Source organism: Vibrio nigripulchritudo, from assembly GCF_027924785.1.
In the GTDB taxonomy this organism is placed as follows: Bacteria; Pseudomonadota; Gammaproteobacteria; order Enterobacterales; family Vibrionaceae; genus Vibrio; species Vibrio nigripulchritudo.
The window spans coordinates 1,699,535-1,716,015 of the sequence record NZ_AP027049.1; the positions used below are offsets into that span (position 1 = coordinate 1,699,535).

Genomic DNA, 16,481 nt, shown 5'->3' on the forward strand with positions numbered 1-16,481 from the left:
CCTTGTTACATGGTTGGTGTTTTGACGGAGCCAACTATACCAAGCCTCGCGCATAATCGCATGGAACAAAATCGTAAATATTTTTTGTCCTGTGACCTGAGCCAAGCCGCTCAAAATTTGGGACTGAGGGTGATTTGGGGTATAAATTCACATTGAGCGAATTGATATGGAAATACGATGCAAATCCTGAATATTGAAGCCTTTTTAATTGCGATTACCATTCTGACGTTAACGCCGGGCTTAGACACTGCGCTGGTGATTAGAAATACCACAAGGGCAGGGAGCCAGCATGGTTTTCTTACCAGCTTCGGGATTTGCTGTGGTTTGTTTGTTCATGCGACGTTTTCTGCCATCGGAATTTCCGCCATTTTGTTGCAGTCGGCAGAGTGGTTTATGGCGTTGAAGATGGTCGGAGCGGCGTATCTGATTTGGTTGGGCATTAGTTCGATTCGCGCAGTGTTTGGATCGCATGGGAATACCATGACAGATGCCGAGAAGACAGATGATGTATCCAGCTTAATTGCACTAAGAGAGGGATTTCTTTCCAACGTGCTTAACCCCAAAACGGCGGTGTTTTACCTTGCATTTCTGCCTCAGTTTATCGATCCACAAGGCAGCGCACTGGCTCAATCCATGTTGATGGCGACCATTCATTTTGTGATTGCCATGGTGTGGCAGGGCGGGTTAGTAGTAATGGTCAATAAAGCCAAACAACTGCTGAAAAGCGAAAGCTTCTTAAAAATAATAGAAGGCGCCACAGGGCTGGTGTTGATTGGCTTGGGTGTTAAATTGCTGGTCGACGAGCGTTAACGCTGGCAAGCAAGTAAAAAATCCACCACCAGTTGATTGATAAAGTCGGTGTGAGTCAGCAGCAAATCGTGACCTGCACCATCTATTGTTTGTACCTCTATTTGCTCATTTAATGCTTTAATTCGTGATTCTGCTTCTCTGGAAGAATAAATAACGTCATCTCGTGCCAGAATTATTTTGGTTGGGATATCTAAGGTTTTTATTTCCTGATTATTTAAAGGTTCTGCTTTAGGTAACGCTTTAGGATTAATGGGAGTAAAACTTCTTGATGATATATCAAAGTCTTGTATAACCGATGAAAATAACGCAGGGTTTTGATTAAATAAATTGTTAAATACCCACTTGAAATAACGGTTTCGAACAAATTTAAATGGGAAAATATGCATTAGCATGCTTCGAAATTGATACTTGTTGTCCAAAGGAAGAATAGAACCTGCGGGTGCAACCAGTACCATCTTGGCAATGGATTCTTGTCTTTGTTTCGCGTAGTGACTAGCAATCCACCCCCCATAACTTGATCCCAGTATGTGAATAGGGGCGGTAATGCCTAAACCCTTAAGTAACTCGTCTATCCATTTTGCAGCATCATACTCATTTTTAATGGGTTTGTCTGGAGCGCTCTTCCCTAAGCATCCAAGGTGAATCAGTCCATCAATGACATAGGTACGGAAGTGTTTGGAAAGCGTTTCAATATTCAATAACCACTGCAAAGAACAGGTGCCAGCTCCATGAAATAGAATCAATGGAGGTGCGTTTTTATCTCCGTTAATTCGAGCATTGGTGACCCCAAAACTGGTTTTTATTTGAAGTTCTTTATAGGGCTTTGGCCAATGCATTAACTGGGATTGGTAATAATTTAAATATTCTTCTTTGTGTTGTTGGCTTTTAAATGGGAAGTGGTTCATAAGTTATTCTCCTAAGGTGTTTAGAGAATAAGATAAAGAAATATTTTTATAAGATCTAAATAGATTTTAAAATTATTTTTATAATTGATATTTTTTATGAAAATAAAAAAGCCCGGATTTTATCCGGGCTCTCAATGGTTATTTCATTAGTTTTGATGTTTTGCCACTAATTGTGAAGGCTCTGCAACTTTTTCAAAGAAGAGTCGGGTTTCTTCTATTACAACGTGTCGCAAAGCAATCAGACCGATCAGGTTAGGAATAGCCATCAAGCCATTCACGATGTCGGCAATCAGCCAAATCATATCCAGCTTCAGGAAGGCACCAGACGCCACTAGTAAAACAAACACAATCTTATACGGAAGAACTGCCTTGGTGCCCATTAGGTACACCACGCAGCGTTCGCCGTAGTAGTTCCAGCCCAAAATCGTCGTGAATGCAAAGAAGATAAGCCCAACGGAAACCAGCATCGGACCAAAGGTTTCTGAGCTTAGCCCCATTGCGAAAGCGGAGGTCGTCATTTCTGCGCCCGCCAAGTCGCCTTGCCATGCCCCCGTCAGAATCAGAGTTAGACCCGTCATGGTGCAAATGATAATGGTGTCGAAGAAGGTACCCGTCATTGAGATCAGCCCTTGCTTTACACAAGAATCGGTTTTCGCGGCTGCCGCTGCAATAGGGGCGCTTCCGAGACCAGATTCATTCGAGAACACACCGCGTGCTATACCGGATTGAATCGCTAGCATAATGCTTGCACCCAAGAAACCGCCAGTGGCAGCCGTGTTGGTAAAGGCAGAGCTCAGTACAAGCTGAATGGCAGGAATAACTTGGTCGGCATTCATTGCCAGCACACTCACGCATGCGCCAATGTAGAGCAGAGCCATTGTCGGGACGACTTTACCTGCGACGCGCGCAATGGACTGAATGCCTCCAAGCGTGACGAAAGCAACAAGAAGGGTTAGGACAACCGCAGAAATTTCACGCGGTAAGCCAAATGAAAGCTGTGTGGCATCCAATATCGCGTTAACTTGAGGAAAGGTTCCGATACCAAAACACGCCACACCCAAAGCAAAGATCGCGAACAGAGATGCCAGCCACTTTGATCCAACACCGTCTCGTAGATAGTACATAGGACCGCCGACCATCTGACCTTTGCTGTCCTTCTGGCGGTACTTCACGGCAAGCAAGCACTCAGCGTATTTGGTCGCCATTCCAAACAGAGCGGCAAGCCACATCCAGAAAAGTGCGCCCGGTCCACCCAATTTGATTGCGGTTGCGACACCCACAATGTTACCGGTGCCGATAGTCGCGGAAAGGGCAGTGCACAAAGCAGCGAAGCTGGATACATCCCCATTGCCAGAAGACGGATCTTTGCCAAACACCATTTTCAGTGCTTTCGGCAAGTGACGGAACTGAATCAGGTTCAGTTTGAATGTAAAGTAAGCGCCTGTTCCCACCAGCAGTAAAAGCAGTGGCGGTCCCCAGACCAGATTATCAATGGTAAGTAAAATAGAATGCAGTTCTTGCATGATTTCCCCTTAATTACAACAACATAAGGAGAAGAGAGAAAGGAGGTCTCTACAAAAGCAGATCCCAAAAAACGGATGATTTTCCCAGTAATGGGTTAAAAATGTTGCCTTTCGCTCCTCTGTCCTTTTGCCTGAGAGTTTCACTTCTTTCGAAGCTTGCTCCTTCGGCGACCGATTTAACGGTTCTCTCCAGAGGTTCCTCCAACGACAGTCCACTTTGCCTGAAATAATTAATTCTTCGGCGGACATACTCTAGGGTATGTCTCTCTCCTGTTCATCTTCACTGGAACAAAAGTCTTTCGACTTTAAGCTGCGCATCGTACAAAAAGAAAGGGGGGTTGTCAGTAGTGAAAAATCTGTTTGCTTAATTGATGAGCAATGCAAACGATTGGATGAGAAGAAGATTTTTTGGAGGAGCCAGTGATGCCCTCAAGATCCTGAATAAATGATCGGGGAGTTTAAGATCAGCTCTCTCATGTGCTGACGATTGTGCGTGGGATGTTCTAGATACATGGCGTTTAAGAAGGTCAGTACATCTTCACCTGTCTGCTCGTAAATAATATTCAAGTCTGCACCGTTTCTGACCAACCAGTTAAACCCTTCCAGGTCGTCTTGCAATATTGTGCTGTGTATAGGGGGCATATTAAGACCATCCGTTGGGTTTGGCTGATTGATATCTACCCCTGATGAGATGAGCTGCTTGGCGATTAAGAACCGTGTTTCTGTATTTGCACTTAATATCGGGCTAATTCCGTATCCTCTTTGCACAATGTCTTTCAGTTCAGGGGATACGCCGAAAACGTAGAAATATTGGTAGCAGCCTTTTTCGCTTAGCAAGCTGACATCTGCCCCTAAGGCACAGAGCATTAGCCTTTCTTCGGAAACAGAGAATTTAAAAGTAGTAGCGATAACAACAGAGCAGAACAATGCTGTAGCCAGGATTCTCTTCAACATTCAATGACCATAGATTGGGTAGGTTCTAAATGAGTTCGGTTAGTGCGAGATACTGCAAATATGCACTTTGCTCTGCAATCGAAATCATGGTTTCGGGTGGAATGTTACGATGCACTCTTTCTTTCAATGTAACTGATAGAAGCCATTTGCAATTTAGAGACAACAGAGGGTCACGAGCCAGCCTCCACAGGGGAGGCTGACGGTTTGAAAATTATCCGTAGGCGACACTCGGGAACCACAAGACGAGCTGTGGCCAAACAACCAAACAGATAAGAGCGATAAGCTGAATAACGATAAAAGGGATAACGCCGCGATAAATGTCCCTGAGTGCAACACCATCTGGGCAGACGCCTTTTAAATAGAACAACGCGAAACCAACTGGAGGTGTCAGGAAACTGGTTTGTAACGCCATGGCTACCAGCATAACAAACCACACCAAACTGGGGTTGTCGACCACACCATGCCCGTCTAATTCAATGCCTAAGCTTGAGATGACCGGCGCCAATAAAGGTAATGCAATCAAAGTGATCTCAATCCAGTCCAAGAAGAAGCCAAGCAAAAACACAATCATCAGGATAAAGGCGATAATTCCGTATGGTCCGAAAGGCAAGCCACTCAGGAATGATTCGATCAGTTCGTCTCCTCCCAGCTCTCTCAGCACCAAAGCGAAGCACGAAGCGCCCAGGAAAATCATAAAGATGTAAGCGGTGGTGCCATAGGAAGCGAGAAGTACTTCTTTCAATACTTTCAGATTCAGTTTCCTGTTATACGCCGCGAGCAATGTTGCCCCCAGAGCACCAATGCCTGACGCTTCCGTAGGTGTGGCGACGCCGGCAAAGATGGAACCTAGTACGCACAATATCAACACCACCGTTGGAGTGATGTCCTTGAAAACCTGCAAGATCAAATTCCAGTCAACAGGCTCAACATCGTTGGGAACGGGGGCTTTATCTGGCGTTACTTTTCCAACAAACAGGATATAAAGTATGTACAGGCTACCCAGCAATAATCCGGGCATGATAGCGCCCATAAACAGGTCGCCAACAGAAAGCCCAAGCTGATCCGCCATGATCACAAGCATGATAGAAGGCGGCAGTAAGATTCCCAGTGTGCCAGCAGAAGCCACAGTGCCAAGCGCGAGAGGCAGGTGATAGCCCTGTCGCATCATACTGGGCAGTGACATCACGGTAAGCAGCACAACCGATGCGCCAATAATGCCTGTCGATGCGGCGAGAATAATGCCGATCGCCATAACAGTAATCGCCAGACCTCCATGCACCTTGCCAAACAACGCCTGCATAGACGCCATCAGCTTTTCGGCAATGCCCGATTTGTCGAGCATGTTTCCCATAAAAATAAACATGGGTAGGGCAACCAGAATCCAGTTATCCATAATCTTGTAGATACGGTTGACCACCAGACCCAGGCTGGTGTAATCGAGCCCGGTAAACGTATCCAGATAGATATCTGCAAAATAACCTACAGCAGCGAATACAACGCCGATTCCCCCTAAAACATAAGCAACGGGTATTCCTGTGAAGAGCAGCAGGATAAAAGAGCCAAACATGGCGATGACGATCCACTCATTTGCTTCCATGCGTGCCTCCTTTAACTAACGTTTCAATGTTGCGCAGAAGCCTAGCAAACATGGAGAGAAGCAGAAGACCAAAGCTCAGCGGAATGACACTTTTAATCAGCCAGCGATAGGGCAAGCCGGATGGCGACGCAGAGCTTTCGTTCACCCGCCAGGACTCGTACGCGAAATCGTAAGAGTGAAGAATCACGATAACGACAAAAGGAATGGCGAGAAACGTCAGTCCAAAGAAGTCGACAAGGGCTTTTCTGCGCTCAGAAAATTTGTGGTAGAACAGGTCGACGCGAACATGAAGGTTTGTCACCTGAGCGTATGCGGTGCCAAACATCACGGCGGTCGCGTACAAATGCCACTGCAACTCTTCCAGTGCAATTTGTCCGTTTGAAAACACTTTCCTGAGAACCACCTGAATGATGATTACGGCAACTAAGGCAAAGTTGGTCCATGCCAGCCATCGGCTGACGGCGGTAATAAACGTCTCTATTTGTTGATAAAGCGGGGGTGTTGGGGTCATAGCAAGCACCTTGTTCATTGGTTACTCCTTAGCGCAAATGGTCGGCATCTAGCACCGACCATTCAGCCCAATTCACAGGGTTATTGCTGGTTCTGTGTCGCGCGAGGCAGGAAGCCGTTCGCCTGCCACAGCGCATAACCTTCGCGGAACTCGCTTAGGTCTTTCCACACTTTGGCAAAAAACGGATCTGCGGCGACTTTTTCATCGACCACATCCAACCAGGTGGTGCGGAACAGGTTCAGCATTTCATCGTTCCAGTATCGAATTTCCACACCTTGTTCTTTTGCTTTCTGCATGGCGGAGAACTGAAGTGCTTCGCCCTCTGCAATGGAATAGGTCATGGTTGCCATGCAGGTGGTCTCTACCGATGCCTGCTGACTGACACTCATCTTTTTCCAGGTATCTTTGTTGATCAGAAGTTCGAAAACCGTAGATTGTTGGTGCCAGCCCGGGAAGTAGTTGTATTTCGCGACCTTATGAAAACCCAGTCGCTGGTCGATGGCTGGCTGAGAAAACTCGGATGCATCTATCGCCCCTTTTTCTAAGGCACCAAATATCTCACCACCCGGCAACTGAACTGTGCCCACACCGAGTTTTTCCATCACCGATGCACCAAGACCAAAGAAGCGCATGTTTAGCCCTTTCAGATCTTCTGGCTTTTCAATTGGTTTGCGGAACCAGCCAGAGGTTTCCGGAGAAATAATGGCACAAGGGAGCACCTTCACGTTGTATCCGCCCTGATCGTACATTTCTTGATACAGCTTTAAGCCATTGCCAAAGAACAGCCACGCCATGTATTCACCCGCTTCAGGACCAAAAGGCACGGCAGAAAACAGTGCAGACGCGGGCAGCTTGCCTTGCCAGTAGCCAGCCGTGGAATAGCCTGAATTCACCTTGCCGGTAGAAACGGCATCCAGAATTTCGGCGGGGTTGACCAGTTTACCTGGTTCGTAGATTTTCATTTTGATGGTGCCACCCGATGTTTTGGTGATGTGGTCGGCATACCATTGAATCGGGCTGCCAAGCGCAGGAAGATGGCTGCCAAACGCGATAGGGGTCTTTAGCAGGATTTTCTTATCCTTTGCATGAGCTGAAATTGCAAGGCTGGTTGCGGCGATAGCGAGTGTGGTTGAAATGGCGACTTTTCTAAACGTCATGGGGCTCTCCTTAGTCAGGTTACGATCCGTGTAAATACCAAGAAATGTGAACGCGGCGTAATCACTTTTGTTAACGCGGTGTTACATTTGATGCTAAGTGTAGAGACGGGACAGATTCCTCTCTATTGGGATAACTGCGCAAATTTTGTCGGTAAAAAGTGCAGTTTTCCGAACAAAATGTCAGTAAAACTACGTACTGTTCTGGGTGAATTAATGGGATTAATCAGTAACCGAAGACTCTCGATAAACATCATTTTGCTGTCTATCGTCCCCCTTGTTCTGGTGGTGATTGTTGTCGCTACGATTCTTTTTACTCAAGCAAAACAATTGGTTGAAGAGCAGGTCTCGCTTACTCGCAATAACGTACTTGCCGTGAAGAAACAAGAATTGAAGCAGTACGTAGAAATGGCAATCAAAAGTATCGAACCTTACTACCAGGATGAAAGCCTGCCACCGGAAGCTGCCAAGCAAATCGTGACCGAAAAATTGAGCCAGCTCACGTATGGAAGCGACGGCTACTTCTTTGCCTACACATGGGACGGCGATGCGCTGGTGTTGCCTTATCAAACCGAGCGAATAGGAAAAAACTGGTGGAATGTTGAAGATGTTCAGGGCAAAAAGCTGTTGCAGGAATTGATACGAGTCGGGCGAGAGGGCGGTGGATTTGTCGATTATCTATGGCACAAACCGTCGAAGAAAGAGCCGCTGCCCAAACTCAGTTACGCCGTTTCACTGGATAAATGGCAGTGGATGGTGGGAACAGGGGTGTATTTGGACGACATAGAACAGCAAGTCGCCCATATGGAAAACGGGTTCGATGAAAATATAGGGAAAACCAGTACTGCGCTGTTTGTGGTGATGTTTATCGCCATTTCGGCGATTGCCGCACTTGGGGCGTCGCTCAACCTGAATGTGCGTCGTCTGGCGAACCAGCAGTTAAGCATTTTGAATCAGCAGATTATTGATTCTCAGGAAAATGAAAGGCATCGGGTGTCGCGCGAGCTGCACGATGGGGTGAACCAGCTTTTAGTAGCGGCGAAATACCGCTTAGACAACGTGTCTAAAGAAACTGATGACGGTAAAAAAGAGCAGGAGCTGGATGCCAGCAAAGATGCGATGGAGCTGGCGATTATTGAACTTAGAAGGATCTCGCGGGATTTAAGGCCACCTCAACTCGACGATTTAGGTTTGGTTGCGGGTATAGAAGCCTTCATCAATGACCTGCGAGAGCGTTCTCAGCTTGAACTGATTTTCGAACATGACATCGAAGGCGTCGATCTTCTGCCGGAAGTGGAGACCACTCTCTACAGAGTAATGCAGGAAGCACTGCACAATGTAGAAAAACATGCTAACGCCCAAGGAGTTGACGTAGTAATGCAGCGAGAAGGGAAGCAGTTAATCTTAACCGTCAGCGATGATGGCAAAGGCATTTCTACCAAAGCACTTAAGAATGGAAAAAAAGTGAAAGCCACTTTTGAGCACATGGGGTTACAAAACATGAAAGAGCGTATTCAGGCAATTGGAGGCTCATTCAATGTCACCAGTACCCCAGGGGAAGGAACGGAAGTGCGCGTAAGTTTGAACATGGAGTTTGTATGATTAGATTGGTATTGGCGGATGATCATCGCCTTATGCAGGATGGTCTTAAATCTCGCCTTGAACGGGAAGACAACCTCGACATACTGGCGTGTGTCGGCACCGGAACGGACGCACTGGAAACCACATTATCTCTGAAACCTGACGTTTTGCTACTGGATATCAACATGCCTAACCTAAACGGGATTGAAGTACTGGAAAAGTTAGAAAGTAAGGCGTCCAAAACGGGCGTCATCATGCTTTCCATGCACGACAGCCGCGACTACGTGGTTCGCTCCGTAAAAGCCGGTGCGAAGGGGTATGTTCTAAAAGATGTCGGCTCGGAAGAGTTGGTGATGGCTATCAATCAGGTCGCGCAGGGAAGATCTTACCTTTGCCCTCAGGCATCCGATCGCTTGCTGGAGCAAATCAATGAAAAGCCTCAGCCTAAAGATGACACGCTGTCGAAACGTGAGTCGGATGTTCTCAAGGCGATTGTAGACGGTGCCTGCAATAAAGAAATTGCCCACTCCCTGCATATCAGTGTTCGCACAGTCGAGACCCACAGGTTAAGGATCAAAAAGAAACTAGGAGCAACGTCAACCGCCATGCTGGTTAAGCTCGCGCTTGAAAAAGGACTGGTACATTGAAATTTAACTCGCGGGTTCAGTATTTAATCCTATGATTAGAACAGTACTAAAAACTGGATCGCGACGTTTTCACGCTGGATTTTAAGCCCAAATCAACATCTGGCAGTGAAATGCGAATGGATTAGCCCACTAGAGGACACTCAATGTTAAATAATAAAATATGTGTTGTAACAGGTGCTGCCCAAGGAATAGGAAAAGCCATTGTTGAACGCTTTGCCGAGCAAGGTGCACAGATGGTTTATGCCCTTGATATGAATGAACAAGTGTTACAACAAGCATTTTCTTCCCATAACAACGTTAAACCTGTCACCGTTAATATCTGCGATCGTGAAGCCATAACCGCTTTGGTTGAACAAATTCGCAGTGAGTTCAACCGGATTGATGTACTGGTTAACAATGCTGGTATCACGCGAGATGGCCTTATAGACAGATTGACAGAGCAGGACTGGGATCAGGTGATTGATGTGAACCTGAAAGGTGTCTTTAACCTGACTCAGGCAGTTGCTCCTATCATGATTGAAAACAACCACGGTTCCATTGTGACCATGTCTTCGGTTGTTGGAACGGATGGGAACATTGGTCAGACTAACTACGCCGCCACTAAAGGCGGGGTGATTGCGATGACCAAAGGCTGGGCAAAAGAGTTTGCTCGTAAAGGTGCACAGGTTCGAGCGAATTGCGTCGCCCCAGGTTTTGTTGAAACACCCATGACGGCGGATTTGCCTGAAAAGGTGCTGGATATGATGAAAGGCAAAACCCCACTTGGTCGAATGGGGACTCCAGAAGACATCACCAATGGTGTCGAGTTTCTTGCCAGTGACAAAGCCAGTTTTATTACGGGGCAGGTACTCAAGATTGATGGTGGACTGGTAATTTAGCTACAAGGTCAATTGTCTGACGTTGCCTTATACGTTTCTTACCCACAACCGACCAGCATGCCATGTTGGTCGGTTGTTTTATTTACATTGTATAAATTCCCAGCAGTTCAACCATCTATCTGAAATTTTCGGACAGAGTGTTTACGTTATCTACCTGAAAAAGTGGTATAACAGGCACAAGGTAAGGAGAAAGTTATGACCAGATTAATTGCAATTGCGGCGCTGATAGCCATCGCAGTACTTCTTTTTCGCTATAGAACTAACGAAAAGGTACAAAAGGGCGTCATTCTTGCATCAATTATTGGGTTTGTAATCTACGTTGTATCTGTCGTAGTCACAGAGCTGGTCACATGATGCCGGAGTAGGAAATGGTAGACAAGAATATCCAAGACGAACGCGATGACGATCAGGAAGAAGAAGTTGTCATCATAGAAGAGCGCAACAAGACTTCGTATCTCTATATTGCAGTGGCAGCCGTGCTGGGTTTAGCGATTGGTGGTTTAGGCGGAGCAGTTGTGACTCAAAGCAGTTGGCAGGATGCCTACCTTTCTCAGGAAGAAAAGCTTCAGGCGCTGGAAGGCGAGAAAGCGCAGTTGAAATTGCAGTTAGACAACTACGACAAAGACTCTTCTGAATCTTTGAAAGTAGAATTAAATAACCAGTCAGATGAAATCACTGAGAAATACGAAGCTCAGATAAAAGAACTAGAGACTACCGTCACCGAGCTTGAAAAGGTGAATTTAGAGCAGGAAGCTTTAATCACTCAGCAGAGCTCCCAATTAGAAGAGCTGGGGATTTCAAATCAAAGGTTGAATCGACAGGCAGATTTGCAGGCATCAGTTTTTGAGCGCTCTCGCGAAGTGTTTCAGCGTGAAATGGCCATTCGTCAGGAGCTGGAAAGCCTGTTAAAAGAGCAAAAAGAACTATTGCCTCAAAAAGAAAAACTTGCCAAAGAATGTGATGAATTTTTGGCGGGCACTTCATGGGATGCTTCGTCGGACGCGTGTGATCGCAGTGATGATGTGAATTCCAAACTGAGCCAGATAACACAAATGATCGAAGTTCACCGATTGGATCTGGAACAAATCAAAGCTTTGTCTGAAGGACTGGGTTTAGGCAACTGATGATATGAAATAGAAAGAACCCCACCATTTGGTGGGGTTCTTCGTTTTAAGCCGTTAATTTATCGAAGGTGACTGCTTTATCGGAAGTGGCTGCATTTTGAGTTTCAACCAGGCGAGAAAGCTCCATATCGCCGCTAAAATCCAGAGCTGTGCGACCACGTCTTTTATCTGCCATATTTCTGCACCCATCTGGTTGATTTTCAAAAAGCCTTGAATGGCAGGTGAACTTGGCAAAACGTTCGCCAGCCAGACCAGTGGAGCAGGGATACTTTCCAAAGGCCAGATAAACCCAGCCGTAAATATCAATGGCATTGAGCTGACCAAAACCAACAGTGTCACCAGCTCAACGCGGGGCAGAATACCCCCCAACACAATGCCAATCGCACCCGCCCCAATCAGAAATGGCACAAGCAAGATAAACAAATCACCAATACCTGCCAGTCGATTGATCTCATAGAAGTTGAAGCTAAAACCAAAGTAATACAGGCTAAGCGCAACATAGAGTAGACCAAAGATCACGATTCTCGTTAGAGTCAGTTCGGTGGCAGAATACTCGTTCCAATAGCCTTTTCGGTTTCTCTGACTTGCCGTCAGGATGCCAGTCCCCATGATCAGTGTCTGGTGCAAAATCAACACAAACACAGCAGGAACGACGTAATCGACATAGCCCATTTCAGGGTTGAACGTCGGCTTTAAGTTAAGATGCACTGGAGAATAGAGCTCAGCGGCTTGAGACAAAGGCAAGCCATCGGAAACCAATTTAGCCACTTTGGCTTTCGCCGCCAGGGTACCGGAAGCCTGAGCTAACCCCTCGACCACAGTGCCGAAAACTAAGAAGTAAGATGCATCGCCAGCGTAAGAAAGCACCGGGCTTTTACCCAGCATCATATCGCGGTAGAAGTGCTCAGGAATCACCAAAATACCCCTGACTTCGTGAGCCAGAAATTGCGCCTTTGCGTCTTCAACCGTATGGGTTCTGGATACAATGCTCACCTGTGGTGTGGCATCCACCATGCGTTCTAGCTGATAACTGGTTTGGCTTTTGTCTAAATTCACAACCGTAATCTGTTGCTCCTGTGCAACCTGATTAGCGTAAGGTAGTGGGTAGAGAAATGAATAAAAAAGCGTACCGCCAAATACGGTTAGAACAATTGCAGGGTGGCTGAAGATGGCTTTTAGCTCATCGCGGATCAACTGGAATACATTCATCGCAATACCACCTGCTTTGATTTCTTCTTGATAAGAATGAGCAACATAAGGAATGGGATAAGGTAACCCAACATTGGAACCAGCTCGTTCAGTGTATCGAGAAAGCTTGCTCCGTAATTAGACTGGTAAACATGGGCTTCGATGTAATGACTAACAGGGAGCATTGATCGCCATGCCTGCGCCCATTGATTCATTTCAGTCACAGGGAAGGTGATGCCCATAAACGCAAAGCTAGGGGCAGTGAATGCACCGGCAAAACTCATTGCACGAGTCGCATCCAAACTTATGAAGAAAAACAGGCTCCCCATAATCATACAAGCCAGCACCATCAAAATTTGAGCGAGAAACAACACCGCAATATTACCGTGAAACGGCCACTTTAAACCAAGGTAAAACCACGCCAGCATGCCCAAACCTTGCAGTATAAACACCGGAAAGTATGGGGCGAGTGAACTCATCACGCGGCGGACAGGCGATTGCCCTAACCATTGTGCTGCTCCCCGCAAGCGCAAATTCGCCGCCAATACCATAACGGTGCCTACTACTATGGCAATCTGCCAGATAGCCGGGACAACTGCGCCAAGCAAAAACTGGCTGTAGTTGGTATTGCTATTAAACAAAGGGGTAATCTGGCTGCGGCTAGGCAGGGCACTTCCCAATGCCTGTGAGGATGTGGTGTCACCTTTAGCTAAGGCTTTACCCGCTTCAACTTTCGCGTTAAACGTGCCTTGAGCTTGCAGCAGTGCTGAATTGATCAGCCGACCAATCAGAATGTACTGCGTATTGACGAAGGCAGACACTTGCGGCGGTTGGTTTAATGCGGTTTGCTTAAAGCTATTGCGTGTGATCACCACATAACCGTAGATGTCTCCGGATGTGAGTGCCTGACTGGCAGACAAGGTATCCGGATAACTCGCCGTGATTTTCAGGCTCGGAGAAGCGTCGTAATGCCTGATAAGCTGATGGGAGAAAGCGGTATTGTCTAAGTCAACGATGCCAATCTTGAGGTCGCGAGCCAATCCCTGCGCGAACACCGCCCAAATGATAAAAGCGACAACGAGTGGAATCCAGGTCAAGGCAGACAAGAGCCATTTGTCTGCTTTGACTACCTCCAATTGCCCCGATAATCGGGTGAGCGTATTCATATCAGAGATTCTCAATAACCACGCTCATGCCCATGCGCAATCCTTCCACTGGTTCTGCCGGGCGAGCTTCTACCTCAAAGGTTCGCATGTCAAAGCCTTGGCTGGAATCAGTCGAACGCCAGGTGGCAAAATCGCCCATAACCGCCACGTGAGACACTTTGAACGTCACGTCTTTGCCAAGTGCCGGAACATTGGCAACAAATTCCGTGCCTTTCGAAAATTGGCTTAGTTTATCTTCGCGAACGTTAAATACTGCCCATGCGTCCTGCATGTCTAGTACAGTGACAACAGGGAAACCCTGCGGTGCCAGTTCTCCCGGGCTAAGCAATACCTGAGACACTTCGCCCTTGAACCAGCTACGAATTTTGGTGTCGGCAGCGAATGCTTCTACTTCTGCGACTGCACCAGCCGCCATTCTGGCTTTTTCGGCTGCCGCGCGTTTGGTTTCATCTCGCGCCCCTTCTTTCGCTAATTCGTACATCTGGTAAGCTGCGCTTTCGGTGTATTTTGCTGCTTGCCACTGGGTTAGCGCTTCGTCTCGTTTTTGCTCCGCCACGACGCCGTCTTTGTACAGGTTATTGATTCGGTTGTAGGTCTTTTCCATCAAATCAGATGCGGCTTTGGCTTTTTGCCACTGATCCTTCGAAGCCTGAATCTGTTGCTCTCGCGCCCCTTTTTCGGCTTCTTCTGCCAGCGCGCCAGCCGCTTCTTTACTCGCCAGAGCCTGTTCAAGCTTCGCATCCAGTTCAGGGCTATAGATAGTGAAAATAAGATCGCCATTTGCAACCTCGTCGCCTTTGCTTACCATCACCTGATCGATACGACCTGCCACTTTGGAGGAGATGTTGTACTGCTGTGCTTCGATCTGCCCCTGTAAACGCATCGGCTGTTCTTCATACGCGACGTTAAAGCTGTGAACCAGCCATCCACCCAAACCCAGAGCGATAACGCCCGCGACCACAGGTTTTAATAGATTTGTTTTCATGAGTGGTTCTCCAAAATAGCTCGGTTTTCGTATTGTTCGAAGGTGTTCATTTCATTGCTCAGGGCAAGCAGTTTATTTAAGGCAATCAGGTAGTTGAAACGAGCGGCATGCTGTTGAGTACGAATGCTCGCCAGATAAAGCTGAGCATCGACCACTTCCAGAGAGTTGGATAAACCTTGCGAGAATGCCCGTTGGCGAAGTTTGAGGTTTTCTTCCGCCAGATTCAGGCTGGAATCGAGCCCGTTGACTTCTTCTTTAGCCTGTTCGGCTTCCAGATAGGTTTTTTCGACCAGCACCTGCAAGTCTTTTTTGGCTTGTGCCTTGAGGTACTGCACCTGCTGGACTGCACTGTGTGCTGCCTGAGAGCGATCGGAACGACCAGAAGAATCAATAAGAGGAATGCTCACACCCACGCCGACCATCCAGTCTGGTTTCATCTGGCTGGCGAGGCTTTCGTGCTCATATACCGTGTAGTTCCCGTACAGATAAACGTTGGGGTAGTACTTGCCGTCTTCGGCTTTAACCAGGTTGCTTGCTTGCTGCGCTTTGGCATCCAGAAGCTGCAAACCCGGGTACGTGTTCAGTGTTTGATCAACGAATGCAGAAAGCGGTGGCAAGGCATCGTTGATGAAAAGCTGGCTGTCCAGCTCGACGCTATCGACATTCAATAGTTTCGCTAACGCGGTTTTGGCAATCTCAAGATCACGCTCGGCTTTTTTTCTGTCGACTTTGGCTTTATCGAAAGACGCTTCTGCCTGCAGGCGTTCGACTTTCGCTATCTGACCCTGCTTCTCCATTTTCAATGCAAAGTCGCGGTGTTTTTCTAATCCTTTTTCAACCGCCTGACGTGTTTCGACGACTTTCTCTGCCAAAACCACACTGAAATAGAACTTGGTCAGATCTTCATATTTTGCCTGACGTTCCATTTCTAACTGGCTTCGGGCTTCTTCGGTTTGTCCTTTTGCGATTTCCTGAGCTGCGGTGATTTTGCCACCAGTAAAAATCGGCCATACCGCTCGAATAGAGGAGGAGAAAATGTCTTTTTCAGTAATGGTCGACGTAGCACCACCTAAGCTCTGAATCACGCTGGACGGCAGCATATGGGCTAAGCCGGAAAGGTCGACGTTGGAGCTCTCGGCAATTTGATGCGCAGAGAGGGTTACATCGTCATCCAGTCGGGTGTAATTCGCTGAAAGCGTTACCTTTGGCAGGTTAAGGCTGTCTTTGGATGCCTGTAAATGTTGGTAGCGTTCTAGGTTGGCTTGAGAGGCGGAAAGGGAGTCGCTCTGCTGCTGAACGATTTGCCACGCCTGATCAAAGTTGACGGGTTGAGCAAATGCCGACAGAGGCTGGGTGAGAAGTGCGCCCAAAAGTACAACCAGAGGTCTTTTGTTCATCATTAAACTTACCACTTAAAATTTGAATTAGAGTTTATACTCTAAAAAATAGCTGTGCAAC

General features: G+C 47.1%; 16 protein-coding genes and 2 riboswitches. Of the genes, 6 read left to right on the forward strand and 10 right to left on the reverse strand.

The features are described 5' to 3' along the window. Positions 1-177 precede the first annotated feature (177 nt). The gene (locus QMG91_RS07895; RefSeq protein WP_022550824.1) at positions 178-810 is read left to right on the forward strand and encodes a LysE family translocator; all 633 of its coding nucleotides are present in this window, start codon (positions 178-180) and stop codon (positions 808-810) included. On the opposite strand, the gene QMG91_RS07900 is transcribed toward QMG91_RS07895, so the two are convergent. The 6 genes from QMG91_RS07900 to QMG91_RS07925 all read right to left on the reverse strand — a co-directional run bounded on the left by QMG91_RS07900 (position 807) and on the right by QMG91_RS07925 (position 7,457). Beyond that, positions 807-1,715: an alpha/beta fold hydrolase gene (locus QMG91_RS07900; RefSeq protein WP_281830138.1), complete on the reverse strand. Its 909-nt coding sequence runs from the start codon at positions 1,713-1,715 to the stop codon at positions 807-809. The two genes, QMG91_RS07895 and QMG91_RS07900, sit on opposite strands and share 4 nt — an antisense overlap. Before the next feature lie 146 nt (positions 1,716-1,861). Further along, complete coding sequence (locus QMG91_RS07905; protein WP_281830140.1) at positions 1,862-3,238, reverse strand: alanine/glycine:cation symporter family protein; 1,377 nt, start codon at positions 3,236-3,238, stop codon at positions 1,862-1,864. A 116-nt stretch (positions 3,239-3,354) separates the two neighbouring features. After that, a riboswitch (glycine riboswitch) is annotated at positions 3,355-3,434 on the reverse strand. A gap of 2 nt (positions 3,435-3,436) precedes the next feature. Continuing rightward, positions 3,437-3,521: riboswitch (glycine riboswitch) on the reverse strand. A 146-nt stretch (positions 3,522-3,667) separates the two neighbouring features. Beyond that, positions 3,668-4,192, reverse strand: a complete 525-nt coding sequence (locus QMG91_RS07910) for a hypothetical protein (RefSeq protein ID WP_281830142.1) — start codon at positions 4,190-4,192, stop codon at positions 3,668-3,670. Positions 4,193-4,403: 211 nt separating this feature from the next. Continuing rightward, positions 4,404-5,789 carry a TRAP transporter large permease gene (locus QMG91_RS07915; RefSeq protein WP_022589153.1) on the reverse strand — a complete coding sequence of 462 codons (1,386 nt, stop codon included), beginning with the start codon at positions 5,787-5,789 and terminating at the stop codon, positions 4,404-4,406. Beyond that, positions 5,776-6,318, reverse strand: a complete 543-nt coding sequence (locus tag QMG91_RS07920; RefSeq protein WP_281830145.1) for a TRAP transporter small permease subunit — start codon at positions 6,316-6,318, stop codon at positions 5,776-5,778. The genes QMG91_RS07915 and QMG91_RS07920 overlap by 14 nt, the downstream gene beginning before the upstream one ends. Positions 6,319-6,380: 62 nt before the next feature. After that, positions 6,381-7,457 (reverse strand): TRAP transporter substrate-binding protein, encoded by a 1,077-nt coding sequence (locus QMG91_RS07925; RefSeq protein ID WP_281830147.1) that lies wholly within the window; start codon positions 7,455-7,457, stop codon positions 6,381-6,383. A 213-nt stretch (positions 7,458-7,670) separates the two neighbouring features. Here QMG91_RS07925 and QMG91_RS07930 point away from each other — a divergent pair, with 213 nt between their 5' ends. The 5 genes from QMG91_RS07930 (at position 7,671) to QMG91_RS07950 (ending at position 11,684) form a co-directional block, all read left to right on the forward strand. Then, the gene (locus QMG91_RS07930) at positions 7,671-9,056 is read left to right on the forward strand and encodes a cache domain-containing protein (protein WP_281870257.1); all 1,386 of its coding nucleotides are present in this window, start codon (positions 7,671-7,673) and stop codon (positions 9,054-9,056) included. Further along, positions 9,053-9,682 carry a response regulator gene (locus QMG91_RS07935; protein ID WP_004401413.1) on the forward strand — a complete coding sequence of 210 codons (630 nt, stop codon included), beginning with the start codon at positions 9,053-9,055 and terminating at the stop codon, positions 9,680-9,682. The genes QMG91_RS07930 and QMG91_RS07935 overlap by 4 nt, the downstream gene beginning before the upstream one ends. Positions 9,683-9,825: 143 nt before the next feature. Then, entirely contained in the window at positions 9,826-10,560 is a 735-nt protein-coding gene (locus QMG91_RS07940) for a beta-ketoacyl-ACP reductase (RefSeq protein WP_281830149.1), read from the forward strand. A gap of 195 nt (positions 10,561-10,755) precedes the next feature. Then, the gene (locus tag QMG91_RS07945) at positions 10,756-10,914 is read left to right on the forward strand and encodes a hypothetical protein (protein ID WP_022589703.1); all 159 of its coding nucleotides are present in this window, start codon (positions 10,756-10,758) and stop codon (positions 10,912-10,914) included. Positions 10,915-10,928: 14 nt separating this feature from the next. Then, entirely contained in the window at positions 10,929-11,684 is a 756-nt protein-coding gene (locus QMG91_RS07950; protein WP_022589702.1) for a hypothetical protein, read from the forward strand. Between the two features lie 54 nt (positions 11,685-11,738). On the opposite strand, the gene QMG91_RS07955 is transcribed toward QMG91_RS07950, so the two are convergent. Genes QMG91_RS07955 through QMG91_RS07970 form a run of 4 tightly spaced genes read right to left on the reverse strand, consistent with a single transcriptional unit; the run spans position 11,739 to position 16,420 of the window. Beyond that, the gene (locus tag QMG91_RS07955) at positions 11,739-12,893 is read right to left on the reverse strand and encodes an ABC transporter permease (RefSeq protein ID WP_281830153.1); all 1,155 of its coding nucleotides are present in this window, start codon (positions 12,891-12,893) and stop codon (positions 11,739-11,741) included. Next, positions 12,890-14,038 carry an ABC transporter permease gene (locus QMG91_RS07960; protein WP_004401405.1) on the reverse strand — a complete coding sequence of 383 codons (1,149 nt, stop codon included), beginning with the start codon at positions 14,036-14,038 and terminating at the stop codon, positions 12,890-12,892. Before QMG91_RS07960 ends, QMG91_RS07955 begins: the two co-directional genes overlap by 4 nt. A 1-nt stretch (position 14,039) precedes the next feature. After that, on the reverse strand, positions 14,040-15,023 hold the full coding sequence (locus QMG91_RS07965) for an HlyD family secretion protein (protein ID WP_004401404.1): 984 nt from the start codon (positions 15,021-15,023) through the stop codon (positions 14,040-14,042). After that, positions 15,020-16,420: a TolC family protein gene (locus QMG91_RS07970; protein ID WP_281830452.1), complete on the reverse strand. Its 1,401-nt coding sequence runs from the start codon at positions 16,418-16,420 to the stop codon at positions 15,020-15,022. The genes QMG91_RS07965 and QMG91_RS07970 overlap by 4 nt, the downstream gene beginning before the upstream one ends. Between the last annotated feature and the right edge of the window lie 61 nt (positions 16,421-16,481).